The organism is Shewanella zhuhaiensis, assembly GCF_022484835.1.
GTDB classification, from domain to species: Bacteria; Pseudomonadota; Gammaproteobacteria; order Enterobacterales; family Shewanellaceae; genus Shewanella; species Shewanella khirikhana.
On the sequence record NZ_JAKUDL010000002.1, the window covers coordinates 187450 to 204716 of the forward strand.

General features: G+C 53.6%; 12 protein-coding genes. 5 read left to right on the forward strand and 7 right to left on the reverse strand.

From position 1 onward, the window contains the following. The first annotated feature begins 142 nt into the window (after nt 1-142). From MJ923_RS06405 to MJ923_RS06415, 3 genes are all read left to right on the forward strand, one after another. Nucleotides 143-1129, forward strand: a complete 987-nt coding sequence (locus MJ923_RS06405) for a fumarylacetoacetate hydrolase family protein (RefSeq protein WP_240590396.1) — start codon at nt 143-145, stop codon at nt 1127-1129. Nucleotides 1130-1235: 106 nt separating this feature from the next. Continuing rightward, nucleotides 1236-1877, forward strand: coding sequence for a maleylacetoacetate isomerase (gene maiA, locus MJ923_RS06410; protein ID WP_240590397.1), 642 nt, complete (start codon nt 1236-1238; stop codon nt 1875-1877). Nucleotides 1878-2377: 500 nt separating this feature from the next. Then, entirely contained in the window at nt 2378-6220 is a 3843-nt protein-coding gene (locus MJ923_RS06415; protein ID WP_240590398.1) for a S8 family serine peptidase, read from the forward strand. Nucleotides 6221-6283: 63 nt separating this feature from the next. Here MJ923_RS06415 and MJ923_RS06420 read toward each other — a convergent pair whose 3' ends face one another. Beyond that, entirely contained in the window at nt 6284-7165 is an 882-nt protein-coding gene (locus MJ923_RS06420; RefSeq protein ID WP_240590399.1) for a LysR family transcriptional regulator, read from the reverse strand. A 124-nt stretch (nt 7166-7289) separates the two neighbouring features. On the opposite strand from MJ923_RS06420, the gene MJ923_RS06425 reads away from it, so the two are divergent. Further along, complete coding sequence (locus tag MJ923_RS06425; RefSeq protein ID WP_240590400.1) at nt 7290-8600, forward strand: MFS transporter; 1311 nt, start codon at nt 7290-7292, stop codon at nt 8598-8600. Here MJ923_RS06425 and MJ923_RS06430 read toward each other — a convergent pair. The 6 genes from MJ923_RS06430 to MJ923_RS06455 all read right to left on the reverse strand — a co-directional run bounded on the left by MJ923_RS06430 (nt 8575) and on the right by MJ923_RS06455 (nt 15530). Beyond that, nucleotides 8575-9960, reverse strand: coding sequence for a sigma-54-dependent transcriptional regulator (locus tag MJ923_RS06430; protein ID WP_126167361.1), 1386 nt, complete (start codon nt 9958-9960; stop codon nt 8575-8577). The genes MJ923_RS06425 and MJ923_RS06430 overlap by 26 nt on opposite strands. Continuing rightward, complete coding sequence (locus MJ923_RS06435; protein WP_240590401.1) at nt 9950-11752, reverse strand: sensor histidine kinase; 1803 nt, start codon at nt 11750-11752, stop codon at nt 9950-9952. The genes MJ923_RS06430 and MJ923_RS06435 overlap by 11 nt, the downstream gene beginning before the upstream one ends. A gap of 92 nt (nt 11753-11844) precedes the next feature. Next, entirely contained in the window at nt 11845-13242 is a 1398-nt protein-coding gene (locus tag MJ923_RS06440; RefSeq protein WP_126167359.1) for a TRAP transporter large permease, read from the reverse strand. Continuing rightward, nucleotides 13239-13880, reverse strand: a complete 642-nt coding sequence (locus MJ923_RS06445) for a TRAP transporter small permease (RefSeq protein ID WP_240590402.1) — start codon at nt 13878-13880, stop codon at nt 13239-13241. The genes MJ923_RS06440 and MJ923_RS06445 overlap by 4 nt, the downstream gene beginning before the upstream one ends. 91 nt (nt 13881-13971) lie before the next feature. After that, entirely contained in the window at nt 13972-14991 is a 1020-nt protein-coding gene (locus tag MJ923_RS06450) for a TRAP transporter substrate-binding protein (protein WP_126167357.1), read from the reverse strand. Nucleotides 14992-15302: 311 nt separating this feature from the next. Further along, complete coding sequence (locus tag MJ923_RS06455) at nt 15303-15530, reverse strand: hypothetical protein (RefSeq protein WP_240590403.1); 228 nt, start codon at nt 15528-15530, stop codon at nt 15303-15305. A gap of 278 nt (nt 15531-15808) precedes the next feature. Here MJ923_RS06455 and gltX point away from each other — a divergent pair, with 278 nt between their 5' ends. Continuing rightward, the gene (gltX, locus tag MJ923_RS06460; protein ID WP_240590404.1) at nt 15809-17218 is read left to right on the forward strand and encodes a glutamate--tRNA ligase; all 1410 of its coding nucleotides are present in this window, start codon (nt 15809-15811) and stop codon (nt 17216-17218) included. Nucleotides 17219-17267 lie beyond the last annotated feature (49 nt).

Consider the following 17267-nt stretch of genomic DNA (forward strand, 5'->3'; position numbering starts at 1 on the left):
AATATGTTTACAAATGGCGACGATCCCGCGCGAACTGTGATTTTGGTCACGCTATTTTAAATGGCCGCGCCTTGGGGTATTTGTTACGCCAAGCAAGGCCGCCCCCGTTGGGTTGGCGGCCGTTCGAGGACAGGAGCAGAGAATGAAATTAGCCACATATAACAATGGTCGCCGTGATGGTCAGCTGATGCTGGTCAGTCGCTGCCTGACCAAGGCCGTTGCAGTACCCGCCATTGCCCACACCATGCAGCAACTGCTGGATGCCTGGGATCTGCTGAGCCCTCAACTGACAGAGCTGTACGACGCCCTGAACGATGGTCAGCTGGAAAACACCCTTGAGTTCGATGAAACCAAGTGTTTGTCGCCATTTCCCCGTGCCTTTCAATGGGCCGATGGCAGTGCTTATGTGAACCACGTTGAATTGGTGCGCAAAGCCCGTGGCGCCGATATGCCGGAAACCTTCTGGACCGATCCGCTGTTTTATCAGGGTGGTTCCGACAGCTTTATTCCACCGCGCAGCAACATTGAACTTGGCAGCGAAGACTGGGGTATCGACTTCGAATCTGAAATTGCCGTCGTCACTGACGATGTGCCCATGGGCGTGAGCACCGATAACGCCGCCAAGCACATCAAACTGCTGATGCTGGTGAACGACGTGTCGCTGCGTAACCTGATCCCGGGTGAACTCGCCAAAGGTTTTGGTTTCTTTCAGTCCAAGCCATCCAGCAGCTTCTCGCCAGTGGCTGTGACCCCGGATGAGCTGGGTGACAGATGGCAGGACAGCAAGGTGCACCTGCCACTGATCACTCACCTGAACGGTGAACTCTTTGGTAAGCCCAATGCCGGCGTGGACATGACCTTCAACTTCAGCCAGCTGGTGGCGCATGTGGCCAAGACCCGCCCCATTGGCGCCGGTGCCATTATTGGCTCAGGTACCATCTCCAACTATGACCGCAGTGCCGGTTCCAGCTGTCTGGCTGAAAAGCGCATGCTGGAAGTGATTGCTGATGGTAAGCCAAGCACCCCATTTATGCGCTTTGGCGATCGCGTGCGTATCGAGATGCTCGACGATAAAGGCGACAGCATTTTCGGCGCAATCGATCAGCAGGTAGTAGAATACAAGGGCTGAGTCCCTTAATGGCGTTGAAACGGGGCATTGGCCCCGTTTTTTATGGCTGACACATTGGCTTGGCACTATGGCGTTTTATGTCATGGACCGCCCAGGGAGAATAACAATGAAATTATACGGATACTGGCGCTCCAGCGCCGCCTATCGGGTGCGCATTGCGCTTAATCTCAAAGGCATTGAGGTTGAGCAGCACTCAGTGCATCTGGTGAAAAATGGTGGTGAGCAGCACGCCCGAGATTATGTTGCCCTGAACCCGCAACATCTGGTACCCAGTCTGGAGCTGGACGATGGCACTGTGCTGACCCAATCACTGGCCATTATGGAGTATCTGGAAGAGTGCGGCCAAGGGATGACATTACTGCCTGAGTCCACCATCGATAAGGCCCTGGTGCGCGCCATGTGCCTGGCAGTTGCCTGTGAGGTACACCCACTCAATAACCTAAGGGTCTTACAGTATTTAAGCACCGATATGGCCTTGTCCGATGAGGTGAAAAACGCCTGGTATCACCACTGGATCCACGAAGGATTTGCAGCAATTGAGAAAATGCTTGCCCGCCACAGTGGCAAGTATTGTTTTGGCGATTCTCCCACTCTCGCAGATGCCTGCTTAATTCCACAGGTATATAACGCACGCCGATTTAATGTGCCTTTGGATAATTATCCGAATATTGTTCGCATAGATAAGCACTGTAATTCGACCCAGGCTTTTATCGATGCACTGCCGGAAAATCAACCGGACGCACAGTGATATGTTTAGAAAAAAGGCGGCTTAAGCCGCCTTTTTCATATATATCAGCTTTAACTATGTGTGGGATTAATTTTGTTTGTTAAATAATTTCTTTTTAAATGTTATCAAAATGTTTTTAAGGTGTTTTATTTGTGGTTTTGGTAATAAGTTGAAATAAAATTGTTTCAAGCTTGGCATGTGATTTACTTTAATGGTTTGCTATTGTTGGTTTGTGGTTAATATTCAATATAAACAGTAAGTTACTTATTGATTCTCGAATCCTTATTACAGGATGTTGTGCTTTAAATGCCGGATATTGCGTTAAATCTGTCTATATCGGGTAAATGTGTGGTTAACGCCTGGTTTTCATTTGTTTCATTGCGTGATACATGTCACGCCTCCGAGATAAAAACGTAATCAGAACAGTGCTCGGAATAGCATTTAAGTGGTTTTTGGTCGTCTTCGGCTAAAAATGCGCCTGAATGCGTTTGACATGCAAACAACTACAAGGAAGCGAGAAAGTGAAAACCAAAATCGCCTTGGCCATTTCTATGGCTCTGCTCAGCGGTGCTGCCTCTTCGCAGACCGTCTCTTCTGCATCGGGAGAAATGGCGCTGTCCGATGTGCTTAAACAGTTCAGCGGACGTAATCATAGTGCCGACTCGGCGCATCCCAAGTTTATCCCTGAAGCAGGGCTTGGCAATGAAGTTCATACCTACATAGTGCGCCTTACTGATAAAGCCGTTGCCAATTACAACGGTGACATCCAGGGATTTAAAGCGACCAGCCCACAGTTTTCCCGCGCCAAAGGTGACGTCAATAACACCAAGCTGAATGTGCGCAAGCCCGAAGTACGCGCCTATGCCAGTTTCCTGAAAGCAAAACAGGATAACTTTGTCTTAAAAGCCAAGGCATCAACCGGTGATGACGTCGAATTTGTGACCAGCTTCCAATACGCCTTCAACGGTGTGTCGATGCGGATGACCCAGGCACAGGCGCAAAAGTTGGCTCAGCTGCCGGAAGTGGCCTTTATCGAGCGTGAAAAGCTTGAGCAAATGGAAACCGATGCCAGCCAGGCACTGATTGGTTCACCCAAGGTATGGGATGGCAGTGCCACCGGTACCAAAGCCATGGGTGAAGGCGTGATTGTGGGGATTATCGACTCAGGTATTAACACAGATCATCCATCTTTTGCCGATGTGGGGGGGGACGGTTACGATCACACCAACCCATGGGGACAAGGGGTATACGTGGGTGACTGCGCCGCCGATTTTGCCGGAATGTGTAACGACAAGCTGATTGGTGTTCACAGCTATCCGGAAATCACTAAAAACTATGATGATTTGGACGTGTTCGGTCCAACTCCGCCGGCTAAAAATGGCGAGGACTATGGTGGTCACGGCTCCCACGTTGCCAGCACAGCTGCAGGTAACATCCTCAAAGATGTACCCTTCGTTGAAGGTGAAGTGGATAAGCTCGTCGGTGACGGTACTGAGACTGGTCTTAAATTTGAGCAGATTTCAGGTGTCGCACCGCACGCCAACATTGTGGCGTACCAGATCTGTAACCCCGGTAACACCGGGGATACCTACAGTGGCTGCCCCACTTCTGCCACGCTGAAGGCCCTTGATGATGCCATCAAAGAAGGGGTGGATGTACTTAACTATTCCATCAGCGGTGGTGGTCATCCATGGCGTAGCGCTGCTGAGCTTGGCTTCCTGGCTGCCCGCAATGCCGGTATTTTTGTGGCCGCCGCTGCCGGTAACACCCGCTCCAACATCAAGCAGGTACCGTACACCACGCCCAAGCATGCCCCTTGGTATACCTCAGTGGCCAACTCTACCCATGGCCGTGATATCGCTCAGCAAATGATGCTGGGTGACACCAAGTTCGACTTTACACCATCCGGCCCAGGTTTGACCGAGACAGTGAGCGGCAATCTGGTGTATGCCGGTGCCGTTGATGCAGCCAACTTCCAGGGCTGTAATGCCTTTGCTGCCGATGTATTCAAAGACAAAATTGCTCTGATTAAGCGTGGCAGCTGTGCTTTCGTAGACAAGATTAGCCATGCGGTAGCTGCCGGCGCCAAAGCCGTGGTTATCTTTAACAGCGATGGCTCAGGCAATGCCCGTTTTGGCATGGCCGGGGTGGAAGACATCAAGGTTCCGGCAATCGGTATTGGTAATGCCGATGGCCTGGAAATTGTAAAGCTGCTTGACGCCAACCCAGCACTGACGTTAACCATTGACCCGGCGCTGGCTATCAAAGAAAAGCCGGCGGATATTTTATCCGCGTCATCATTGCTCGGCCCCAATGGCTCTATTGATGTGATGGTGCCTTATGTCGCAGCCCCAGGTTCAGACATCTACGCCGCCTACGCCGATGAGCAGTACGGCCATGATAAAACCGGTACCGATCCTGCCGATTTCACCTTGATGTCAGGCACTTCGATGGCAAGTCCTCACGTTGCCGGCGCCGGCGCCTTGCTGAAATCTCTGCATAAAGATTGGACCCCAGACAATATCCGTTCTGCCTTGATGCTGACCGCCACCGGCGCTCAGGCGATGAAGAAGGCCGACGGCACTACTGTGGCTGACCCATTCGATGTGGGGGCAGGTCGTATTCGGGTGGATTTGGCCGCCAAAACCGGTCTTATCATGGATGAGTCTGCGCTGAACTATGAAATTGCCAACCCGGATACCGGTGGCGATCCACGCAAGCTCAACCTGCCATCTATGCAGGACAGCAAGTGCGTAAACAGCTGCAGCTGGAGTCGTAAAGTCACCGCCACAGCCGATGGTGAATGGAGCGCAGCAGTTGATAAAGTGGTTGGTGATGTCGCCTATACTGTTGAGCCGGCAAGCTTTACTCTGAAAAAGGGTGAAAGTCAGCTTATTACTGTGACTGCCGATGTGACCAAGCTCGGCGATGACTGGGGCTTTGCCAACCTGAAACTGAGCTCATCAGCCCATCCAGTGGCTGCCATGCCCGTGGTTGTTAAGGCCGCTAAGCGTAATTTGCCATCACTTATCACAGTCAACGCTACCCGCAGTGCCGATGAGATGAATATTTCTGGCCTGAAAGCGCTTGATTTGCCTGATGTTAAATCGGCTTCTGCCGGTATTGCACTGGCCGAAACGCTGGAGTCCAAACTGGCGGAAGACAGCACCAATGGCAAGCCATTCGACGATTTCGATCAGGTAGACGTGTTTAAGTTCCCGGTTCCGGCAGGTTCGCTCTATTTTACGGCTTCCATTGCTTACACCACTTCGCCAGATCTCGATGTCTACGTACTCTACAACGATGGCAGCGGCTTTAGCATTGTGGCCAGTTCGGCCCGTGCGGGTTCAGAAGAGTCAGTGCTCGTGAGTAACCCCGCTGCCGGTGATTACTACGTCGTGGTGCAAAACTACGAGGCATCCGTCGCCGGAGCAAAAGATACTTATGGTCTTAAGCACCTGACCCTGAGCAATGAAGCAAGCGATAACTTCAATGTGACTCTGAGTGGTGATAACAAGGATTTCGACCTGAATCTGGCGTGGGATCTTGATGTATTGCCAGGTGATGATGGCTTGGCAGTGGTAATGCTGCAAACCTCTGATACCAAAGTTGCGACCGTCAACCTGCCGGTGATCTTTACCCGGGTAGCCGATGACGTGACTCCACCGGCGCAGACCAAGGTCAATGGTCTGGTGGAGCCCGGCGAAGCTATCAAGGTAGTCAACAGCATTGCTGCCAACAAGACTCAGGAAACCCGTACCTACCTGTTGAGTGCCTCTATTCCTGCGGGTCATGAAGTGGCGAACATCAGCCACGATGGTAAGCAGGAAGGCCAGAGCATAAACTGGAGCGTTGATATGGCTTCAGGTCAGGAAGCACAGGATGTGAGTTTCGACCTGATCCCCCGTAAGGCCAGTAAAGCCAACGAACTGGTGCTGACCAACAAGGTCGACAACGCGACGGCCAAGCTTATCAGCGACAGCTATAGCTTCGATGTACCTGAAGTGAAGCCGGTAGCTCGTGTTGGTGCTCCTGCGGCTATTCTGGAAGGAAGCAATCTGACTCTGGATGGTAGCCTGTCTACTGATGCCAACGGCGACGGTCTCACTTACAAGTGGACTCAGCTCGGCGGTAAGTCAGTGTCTGTCGCCAAAGATCAGGCGGTGCTTAAGTTTAAAGCACCGGAAGCCAATGGTGGCAGTGAAGTTATTTCCTTCAACCTGACTGTGACTGATACTCAGGGCAACAGCGATTCGACTCTGGTGTCTGTATCTATTACTGACAATCCACACAAGGGTGGCTCTCTGGGTTGGCTGGCATTGCTGCTGGCACCGGTAGCCTTCCTGCGTCGTCGGATGAAGTAATCAACACCCATAGCAAAAAGCCCGGCATTAGCCGGGCTTTTTTTATGTGCAATTGACAGCGGGCTACTGATTTTCCAGCAAAAACTCTACAAAACTGCGGTCTGCTTTTCCGACCGGACGTTTCTTTTTCCAGGCGATATGCAAATCGAGGAACATGCGTGGATTGAATGAGCGCTTCTCGATGCCGTCTTTGTCGGTAATCACCATGTCCAGCACACTGGTAATGGCAAACCCCTGAGAAACAAGCTGTTTAATCAGGTTAATCAGGTTGGTTTCGAAAGCAATATTTGGACTGATGGCCAGCGCTCTGGCCTGGGACAACAGCCACTCGCGGTGAAAATAGCCCGGTTTGAACATCACCAGCTCATGAGCCAAAAAGTCTTCCAGGGTAACGCTTGGGTGCTGGGCGAGGGGATGGTCGCTGCCAAGCGCCACCACCATTTCTTCGGTAAGCAGCAGACAGGAGTCAAATTCGGGCCGTAAATCACCGGCGGTGATGATGGCAATATCCACCTCTTCCTGCTCAAGCATTCTGAGCGCATCACGGGTGCCACCTTCAAACAGACTGAGCTTTACGCCGGGATAGCGGTGGCGAAAGGCCATCAACCGGGAGGGCAAATAGAATGAGCCGAGCATGCCCGGCACAGCTATCCTGACTTCGCCCTCACTGAGGCTTGCCATGGCGCGAATTTGCGCCTTGGCCTGATGCAGCTGATTGACTATCAAGCGGGCGTGCCCAAGCAGTGCTTCGCCTTCGGCGGTGAGCCTGATCCCCCGGTCGCTCATGCCCTGAGTACGATTCAGTAAGGTGACTTCCAGCTCCTGCTCCAGCTTTTTAATGCTTTGGCTGAGTGCCGGTTGCGCCAACCCCAGCCGTTTGGCTGCGCGGGTGAAACTGCCTGCGTCGCAGACGGCAATCAAATGAGACAGCTGCTTGATGTCCATAGGTGGTGGCTCGTCTTAAATATAAAAATTATCAATAAATGAATTACATATATCTATTATCGTTATGTTATGGCTTGCGCTAGCCTGAAGCAATCCTGGAAGTTGCATTTTGGCTGGAGTTGCGGTGTCGGGCAGAATTTCAAGGGCAAATGCCAAAAGACTTATCCATGGCCTGGCGCTGGCCTCGGTGGTGGTGTACATCAACCTTTATCTGATGCAGGGTATGTTGCCGATGTTGGCTGAGCAGTTTGCTGTTGCCGGTGGCGAGGCTACCTTGATTTTATCTGTGACCAGCTTTTCGCTGGCGCTGTCGCTGCTTGGCTATGCGCTCTTGTCCGACAGTATCGGCCGCTATCAACCGCTTATTGTCAGTCTGTGGCTGCTGGCACTGTCGAATCCGCTGATGCTGCTGATTGACAGCTGGCATGGCATTTTGGGGCTGAGGTTGGTTCAGGGGATTTTGCTGGCGGCGGTGCCCGCTATTGCCATGGCGTTTATGCGCGAGTCTTTACCGCTGTCCGCGCTAATGAAGGCTGGAGCCTTTTATATTGCGGCCAACAGTTTTGGCGGAATTGTCGGGCGAATTCTGGGTGGCCTGATGGCCGAGTACCTGAGCTGGCAAGGCGCCGCGCTGCTGCTGACCGCAGTAACTTTGGTATCGGTTGGCCTCAGTCATTATCTGTTATCCCCCTTTGGCCAGAGTCATCAGGGGAAAGCTGCGACGAGCACCGCGAATGCAGAGAAGGGCAACGCGAAAGCCACGAACGGCAAGGCCGAGCGCCCGTCAGCTCAAATACCGGCGTCGAGTGCCTGGCAAGGCTTTGCCATGCACCTTGCCAACCCTCAGCTGCGACTATTTTATCTGCTTGGCGGTCTGGCATTTATGGTGATGGTCAATCAGTTCAGCTTTATTCAGCTGCACTTGCTCGAGGCGCCGTTTCACTGGAGCCGTTTCGGGGTAACGCTGATTTTCCTGTGCTACCTCAGTGGCACCCTGTGCGCTTATCGCTCCGGCACCCTGGTAGCCCGCTTCGGAGTGGCATCAGTGGTGTTGGTGTCGCTTGCGATGATGGTGACAGGCAGCCTCATCACCCTGTTTGATACCACACAGGCCATTGTCGGTGGCTTCTTGCTGAGCGCCGCAGGCTTTTTCCTTATCCATGCCTGTTGCAACAGCCAGGTCGCGCTCAGAGCCACAGGTCACAGGGCCAAGGCATCGGCACTTTATCTTTGTGCCTATTACCTTGGTGCATCCCTTGGTGGCCCTTTCCTGATGCCATTTTGGCACCATGGGCAGTGGCCAGCAGTGGTGTTTGGCTCACTGCTGCTGTTGGCACTGGCTGGCGTGGTGGCCCTCAAGCTGTTGCCCGCTGGTACCTTGTCAGCACGCTCGGCTCATCTTCGTGGGTTCAAATTTCGTCGGGGCTGTCATTAAGGTAGTGTTTACGGTCAAGCTCGTACTTGCGCATCTTGTCGTAAAGGGTTTTTCGCGGCAGTTCCAACTGCTCCATGGTGAGCTTGATGGAGCCGCGATTGTGGGACAGAGCTTCTTCAATCAGTACCCGCTCGAAAAACTCGACCCGCTGACTTAACGACATCCCCGAATGCAGCTGCGCCGCGCCGCCAAGACTGGCAGCAAAAGCTGATTCGGCCCCCAGCAGCACGTAGCGCTCGGCCAGATTGCGAAGCTCACGCACATTGCCGGGCCAGTCGTGGGCGGCCATGCGGGCATGATGCTCGGCGCTGGGGTAAATCAGCTCCTTGTGGTAGCGGGCCGATGCCACCCGGGCAAAGTGCAAAAACAGCAGCGGAATGTCTTCTCTGCGCTCACGCAGCGGCGGAATGGGGATGGTCACCAGATTGAGCCGATACAGCAAATCCTGACGAAACTCGCCAGTGTCGCACAACTGCTTTAAATCTACCTTGGTGGCGGCAACGACCCGAATATCCAGCGCAATTGACTTATTGGAGCCAAGACGCTCTACTTTTCTGTCTTCCAGTACCCGCAGCAATTTCACCTGCAACGACAGCGGCGTTGACTCAATCTCATCCAAAAACAGGGTACCACCATTGGCAAATTCGAACTTGCCGACCCGGGCTTTATCGATGCCGGTAAAGGCGCCGGCTTCTGCGCCGAAAAGCTCGCTTTCTATCAGGTTTTCCGGAATCGCGCCGCAGTTAATGGCCACAAAGTTGGCCTGATGGCGCGGGCTGTGGTCGTGCAGACAGCGGGCAACCAGCTCTTTGCCGGTGCCGGTTTCGCCCTCAATCAGTACATCGGCCGGGGTGCTGAGCACCATGTCTATCAGATTTCTAAGCCGAACTATGCCCGGGCTGTTACCCAGGATCCTAGGCCCGGGAATGGCGTGAGCCTCCAACGCCTTTTTCAGATTACGGTTTTCCAGAGTCAGGGCACGCTTTTCCAGCGCCCGTTTGACCACATCCAGCATATGTTCGTTATTGAATGGCTTTTCCAGAAAATCATAGGCGCCTTGCTTTAACGCATTGACGGCCATGGCAATATCACCAAAACCTGTCAGCAATACCACCGGCAGACTGGCATCGATGGCGTTGCATTTGCCGAGCAGCGAAATGCCATCCATGGATGGCATATTAACGTCGCTGACTACCACGCCGGGCCAGTCGCGACTGATAAGGGTGGCCGCCTGACGCGGGTCTGTGGTGGCCAGGGCGCGAATGCCCTCAAGCTCAAATAACTGCACCAGCACTGTGCCGATATGTGGCTCGTCATCGACGATAAGTACCTGGATGCCATCAAGATTATCAAGACTCATATTGTGCCTTCTCTGGGCTGTAAGCGGGCAGGGCGATATCGAAAATGGCGCCGCCTTCGGGGGCATTGGAGACGCGAATGTCCCCCTGCATGGATTCAATCATGCGGCGGGAAATCGACAGTCCAAGGCCCAGTCCCTGCCGCTCACTGGTGGTGTAATAGGGTTCGAATATTTTTTCCATCAGGCTGTCGCGCACGCCGGGGCCAGAATCCTGAATGCGAATAAGCAGTGGATCGCCTTCAATCAGACTGATGTGCAGCCGTTTATGCTCACTTTGGGCCATGGCGGTCAGGGCGTTGCTGATAAGGTTAACCAGCACCTGCTGCAAGCGGGTGCCGTCGCACCACACCCTGAGATCGTCGCGATCGGCGCTGACACTCAGTGCCACCTGCTGTTTGTCGATTTCTGGCTGCACTATGGTCAGGGCCTGCGCCAGACATTCATCCAGCGCCACCGCCCGATCCTTACCCTGACTTTTACGGGTGAAGCTTTTGAATTGGCCGACAATTTCGGCCATGCGGTCGGTGAGTTCAAGAATGATGGCCAGATTCTCGCGGGCCCGCTGTGGCATGTCCCGCTCAAGGAAGGTCTGGGTGTTCTGGGTGTAACTGCGAATCGCGGCAAGTGGCTGATTAAGCTCATGGTTAATACTTGCTGACAGGCTGCCCACCACGGTGAGCTTGGCTGCTTGAATAAGCTCATCCTGGGTGTCTTTCAATTGGGTGTTGGCCGCTTGCAGCTCGGCGGTGCGCTCTTCAACCCGCCGCTCAAGCTCATCCCTGGATTGCTGCATCCTGGCAAGGCTGCGACGGCGCTCGAATTGCAGCAGGGTAAACAGCAGCAGCAGGCCATAGCAGGTAGCCGCAAGCAGCAACACCTGATACAGGGCGGCGTAGACCTCGCCCAAAGGGCTAAGCACATGTACCCGCCAGCCGGCCTTTGTCATCAAAATCGCGGTATCCAGATAATCTGCCGCGTCTGCGCCTTTGCCGATACGATAGGTGCTGAGCGCTTTGCCAACGCCGCGGTAGGCAGGATGTATGGCAAGTTCGTTGATTTGCCGCTTGGCGTAACGTTTGCTGGCATTAAGTGCATATTGCTTGCTTTGGGTCAGCGGCGTGAGTGAGGTGAGGCGCCATTCGGGCCGGTTGGAGGCAAAGACGATGTCGTCTGGGTCTGTGATAATAAAATCGTACTGGCCCGCCTGGGCGACCCCGGCGGCCTGGGTTTCGATATCGGTCAAATCCAGCTTCACCACAATGGCGCCGAGCACGCCGCCTTTATCCAGCACCGGAAACGAGAAGTAAAAGCCGCGCCGGTTGGAGGCTGTGCCCACGGCGTAGTAGCTGCCCTGACCACCGGCAATAGCCTCGGTGAAATACGGGCGGAAGGAGTAGTCCTGGCCGACAAACGAATAGGGCTGTTGCCAGTTGCTGGCTGCCACGGCTACGCCCAGGGCGTCGATAAGGTAGATGTCTGATGCCTCGGTGATGTGGCGCAGCTCTTCCAGATACAGATTCAGGCGGCTGATTTTCTCCTGATTGCGCTGATCCAGCAGCGCATCGGCCAGCATAGGGTTGGTGGAGAGTACATGGGGGATGGTTTCAAAGCGCAGCAGCAGGCTGTCGAGCAAACTCACCAGTTCACTGAGCTGTTTTTGTGAGTTTTCAGACAGCTCGGCCATGCCACTGCGGATATGCCATGACCAGGTGAGGTAAAGCACCAGCAGCAGGCCAACAAGCACCAATGCTGTGTTTTTCAAACGTCGTTTTACCGTGGGCGTCAGCGGCATTTATCCCAATCTCAAATAGAAAAAGCCATAGTAAATCTATGGCTTAGGCTCGCTCAAAATGGGGCAGGGATCAAGCCTTGCCCCATGGATGTTTAAAAGCCTTTCAGGCTGTCCAGGTATTCGGGCAGGAACAGGCTGATTTGCGGCACATAAGTGATAAGCACCAAAAAGCCCAGCAGCAGAAGCAGCCATGGCAGACAGGCGTGAATAACCCAGCCGATGCTGCGCCCGGTAATGCCCGCCGTCACAAACAGGTTAAGCCCCACCGGCGGCGTTAACATGCCGATTTCCATGTTCACCACCATGATGATCCCAAGGTGAATAGGGTCAATGCCAAGCTGCACCGCAATCGGGAACAAGATGGGCGCCATAATCAGCAGAATTGCCGAAGGTTCCATAAAGTTACCCGCAGCCAACAGCAGCAGGTTCACAATGATCAGGAAGCCCCAGGGCGGCAGACCCCAGCCAACAATGGTTTCAGCAATCAGGTGCGGAATGCGCTCTGTGGTCAACACGTGGGCAAACAGCATGGCGTTGGCGATGATAAACAGCAGCATAATGCTGACCTTGGCACCGTCGCGCACCACGTTGCGCACTTCTTTATCGGTTGGGGTTTTAATCAGCCCCAGCACCACATGCAGCAGGTTGCGGCCAATGGCGGCAATAATGGCTTCACCTTCTTTCCGCCAAGGCACGTTTTTCAGCGGGCCAATGTCGCGATAACCAAACACGGCTACGAGGTAGGCATACACGCACGCCACGGCCGCAGCCTCGGTGGGGCTGGCCACACCGCCATAAATCGAGCCAAGCACGATGAAAATCAATGCCAGACCACCCATGGCTTTAGCGCTGGAAAGTGACAGTGCCTTGATGCCGGGGAAGGGGCGTGATGGCAGGTTTTTGATGCGTGCCACAATATAAATGGCGAGCATCAGCAGCATACCCATCATCAAGCCGGGAATAAGACCTGCCATAAACATGCGGGCGGCCGATACTTCTGTGGCTGCGGCGTACACCAGCATCACAATTGAGGGCGGAATAAGAATGCCCAGAGTGCCCGAAGTGGTGATAACCCCGGCGGCGAACTTTTGCGGATAGCCGGCGCGTACCATGCCGACAATCACGATTGAGCCGATGGCCGCTACTGTGGCAGGAGACGAACCTGACACCGCCGCAAACAGCATACAGGCCATCACGGACGCCATGGCAAGACCGCCGCGAATGTGGCCAACGCTGTCCATGGCAAAGTCGATGATGCGTCTTGCCACGCCGCCGGTGGACAAAAACGCCGACGATAGAATAAAGAAGGGGATCGCGAGCAGGGTGTAGTGCTCCGAAGTGGCCTCATAGAGCTTGAGGGCGACCGATGCCAGCGAGTCATTGGAAAACAGCAGGATGGTCAACATGCTGGAGAAGCCAAGGGCGATGGCTATCGGCATGCCCAGCAGCATGCACACCAGCAGGGTCAAAAACAGGGTGGCTATGGTCATGACTTGGCTCCGTCATTGTTATTGTTGTCGGCTTCCGGGCTGCCATCGGCCAGATGCATGCTTTCTTTGGCTTCATCGTGGAAACTGAAGCCCACTGAGGCACCGCGGAAAATGGCAACGGCCAGTTCGATAAAGCGCCAGGTCAGCATGGCGAAGCCGATAATCAGAATACTTTGACTGATCCACAGGGGAATGGCCGGATCTTCTGGGTCGATACGCATCACGTCCCAGGCAAAGTCTTCGCTCATGTGCTTCATCAGGGCGGCGGGCACATCGAGATCTTCCATGCCAATACCAATCTGATAAATCTGCGACAGATAATCCCAGCTGCCCTTAAGGAACATGGCGCAGTAGGCCAGACAAATGGTGACAGCAATCAGTGCGGTGATCCGGCGGGGACCCTGGGGCAGCTTCTTGACGAAGGCATCCACACCAATGTGCGCGCCTACCTTGATGCCGTAAGACATGCCAAAGAGTACAAACCAACCACAGATGGTCAGTGTCAGCTCCTGGATCCACAAAAAGCCGGTGTTGAAAAAGAAGCGGGCAATCACCTCGACAAACACCAGCAGTGTCATCATGGTGATGAGAAGGTTGAGAAAACCTTCTTCTATGTAACCTAAAATACGAGAAATCACGAAAGCTCTCCCCGGGATTTTTGTACCATCCTTGGTCAATCATCGTCCCTGGTGATAAAGGCAGCTTGGGGCGCAGGCGCCCCAGTCAATGTCAGGGTTTGTTGGCGGCTTCGGCAGCGTCAATCAGATCTTTGCCGATTTTGTCTTCAAACTTGGCCCAAACCGGACGCATGGCATTCACCCAGGCCTGGCGCTGGGCTGGCGTCAGGGTGACCAATTCAACACGCTTGGAATCGAGAATAAGCTGACGGTCTTCATCGGCTTTCTTCAGCGCCAGTTCGTTACCCAGGGCAATGGCTTCGTCCAGCGACTGCTTGATAACGTCACGCTTGTCTTTTGGCAGGCTCTTCCAGAAGGTGTCAGAGGTCACCACCATATAGTCGAGCACGCCGTGGTTGCTTTCGGTGATATGGGTTTGTACTTCAAAGAATTTCTTTGAATAGATGTTTGACCAGGTGTTTTCCTGACCGTCAATGGCGCGGGTTTGCAGCAGGGTGAACACTTCGGAAAATGGCTTTTTCACCGGGATGGCACCCACCACTTCAAACTGAGCGGCAATCACATCCGATGGCATAATGCGGAACTTCTTGCCCTGGGCATCGGTTGGCAGTGACAGCGGGTTGTTGGCGGAAAACTGCTTCATACCATTGTGCAGGTAACCCAGGCCAACCACGCCTTTGCGGCTCATGGAGTTCAGCAGTTTCTGACCGGCCTCACTCTGCTGGAAGCGATCAACTGCGGCCATGTCTTCAAACAGGAATGGTAAATCAAAGATTTGCAGTTTCTTGGTGTAACGCTCGAACTTTGACAGCGACGGGGCAACCAGTTGCACGTCGTTCAGCAGCAGGGCCGCCAGTTCGTTGTTATCGCCAAAAAGCTGTGAATTGGGGAACACGCTGACCTTGTATTCACCGGGCAGGCGGGTCTCAACCAGCTCTTTGAATTTCAGTGCCATCTGGCCCTTGGGGGTATTTTCGGCCACGACGTGGGAGAACTTGATTTCCACCGGCTCGGCGGCGGCACCGAGGCTCAGACCGAGCAGGGCGGCAGCCAGGCTGGTTTTGCCAAACAAGGCGAGAGATTGCAGGGGTGAGCGTTTGTTCTGTTTCATTGTTGAATTCCCTTGGTTCGTTATAGGTGTTTTTTCCGTTTCCCGAAGGTTGGGATACCGCGTTGTTTTCCCTCGAGGTCTATATAGTTATAGGCAAAGACCAGGCCAAAGTGTTTAACAATGAGTTAACTCGTTGGTAATGAAAGGGTTGCGAATGTGATCTGGCGCAAGGGTGTGGATGCTGTGTGTGAGCGGCCGCTCACTGTTTTGCGGGCGATGGGTGGATTCCCGCCTATTTTGCTGCCCGATGGAGTCGTTTGCGTTGGCCGGCGCAAGTTGGGGTGATGGGGTAAGCTCTTTATATAAGGCGGTTATTTGGGCGGCGACAGGTGTTTGAGTACCGCATCACTTGGCAGCAGTTCCAAATGACCACGTTCATCGAAGTACCAGCCATTGATAAAACCCTTCTGGCGCATGGCCATCAGGTTTTGCATGACTTCCCGCGCCTCGCGCTGGGCCGTGTCCTGATCGCAGCCATGCAGGCGCTTTAAATAGGCGGCGATGCTGTCCAGTGACGCAGATTGACTGACATTGGCCATCGGCTTTTTCCTGTGTTTGCTCACAGCAAGCATAGGATAAAAGCACGCTGTTCTCTAAATGCTGCTCATTCTTTTGTTCTATAAGCTCATGCCCTTTGATGCTCGAAAGGCTTAACCGGACGAAAGTTAGCCGAAAAGGGGGAAATTGACGCTGGAAGCGACCGTCGTGGCAAAGACTGCTGCGCCGATTTTCCATCGGCAACAGACACTGATAGAATAGTAAAATTTCGTCCACACAAGGCCCAAGTGGCCCTTCGTTTTATAGGCAAATGTCTCATATGACCGTTAAAACCCGTTTTGCTCCCAGCCCAACCGGATTCCTGCACGTTGGTGGCGCCCGTACCGCACTGTATTCCTGGCTGCATGCCCGTGCCAATCAGGGCGAGTTCGTGCTGCGTATTGAAGATACCGACCTTGAGCGCTCTACCCAGGAGGCGGTGGACGCCATTCTGGAAGGTATGGAGTGGCTCAACCTGAACTGGGATGAGGGTCCTTACTATCAGACCAAGCGTTTTGACCGTTACAACGAAATCATCGACGGTATGCTGAAAAACGGTACCGCCTACAAATGCTATTGCTCCAAAGAGCGTCTGGAAGCCGTGCGTGAAAAGCAGGCGGCCAAGGGTGAGCGTCAGAAGTACGATGGTTGCTGCCGCGGCGCGGCGCCTCGCGCTGAAGGTGAACCACATGTGGTGCGCTTTTTGAACCCACAGGGCGGCAGTGTGGTGTTTGACGATCAGGTTCGTGGTCGTATCGAAATCGCCAATGAAGAGCTGGATGACCTTATCATTCGCCGCACCGATGGCAGCCCTACCTATAACTTTTGCGTAGTGATTGATGACTGGGATATGGGCATCACCCACGTGATCCGCGGTGAAGACCATATCAATAACACCCCACGTCAGATCAACATCCTCAAAGCGCTGGGTGCACCTGTGCCTGAGTATGGTCATGTGTCCATGATCCTGGGTGATGATGGCGCCAAGCTGTCCAAGCGCCACGGCGCTGTGAGCGTAATGCAGTACCGTGATGACGGCTATCTGCCGGAAGCATTGCTCAATTATCTGGTGCGTCTGGGTTGGTCCCATGGCGATCAGGAGATCTTCTCCCGCGAAGAGATGATTGAGTTTTTCAATGTACACGACATCAATAAAGCCGCTTCTGCCTTTAACAGTGAAAAGCTGTTGTGGCTGAACCAGCACTATATTAAGTCGCTTGACCCTGAATATGTGGCTACCCACCTTGAGTGGCACATGAAGGATCAGAGCATTGATACCAGCAATGGTCCAGCCCTTGCTGCTGTGGTGACGGCTTTGTCTGAGCGCGCCAAGACTCTGAAAGAGCTGGCTGCCTCCAGCCGCTACTTCTATGAGGACTTTGAAGAGTTTGATGCCGACCAAGCCAAGAAGCATCTGCGTGGTGTTGCGCTTGAGCCGCTCAAGCTGGTGCAGCAGAAACTGGCTGCGCTGACCGAATGGAACCGTGAAGCTATTCACCAAGCCATTGAAGATACTGCCACTGAGCTGGAAGTGGGAATGGGGAAAGTGGGTATGCCACTGCGTGTAGCCGTGACCGGGGCAGGGCAGTCACCTGCACTGGATATCACCCTGGAACTCATCGGAAAGGCCCGTTCTGAGCAAAGAATCTCCAAAGCGGTTGATTTTGTAGCAGATAGGATAAATTCCTAAAAAAGGCGTTGACACATTTTGGTGTGCTGCATAGAATGCGCCACGCAGT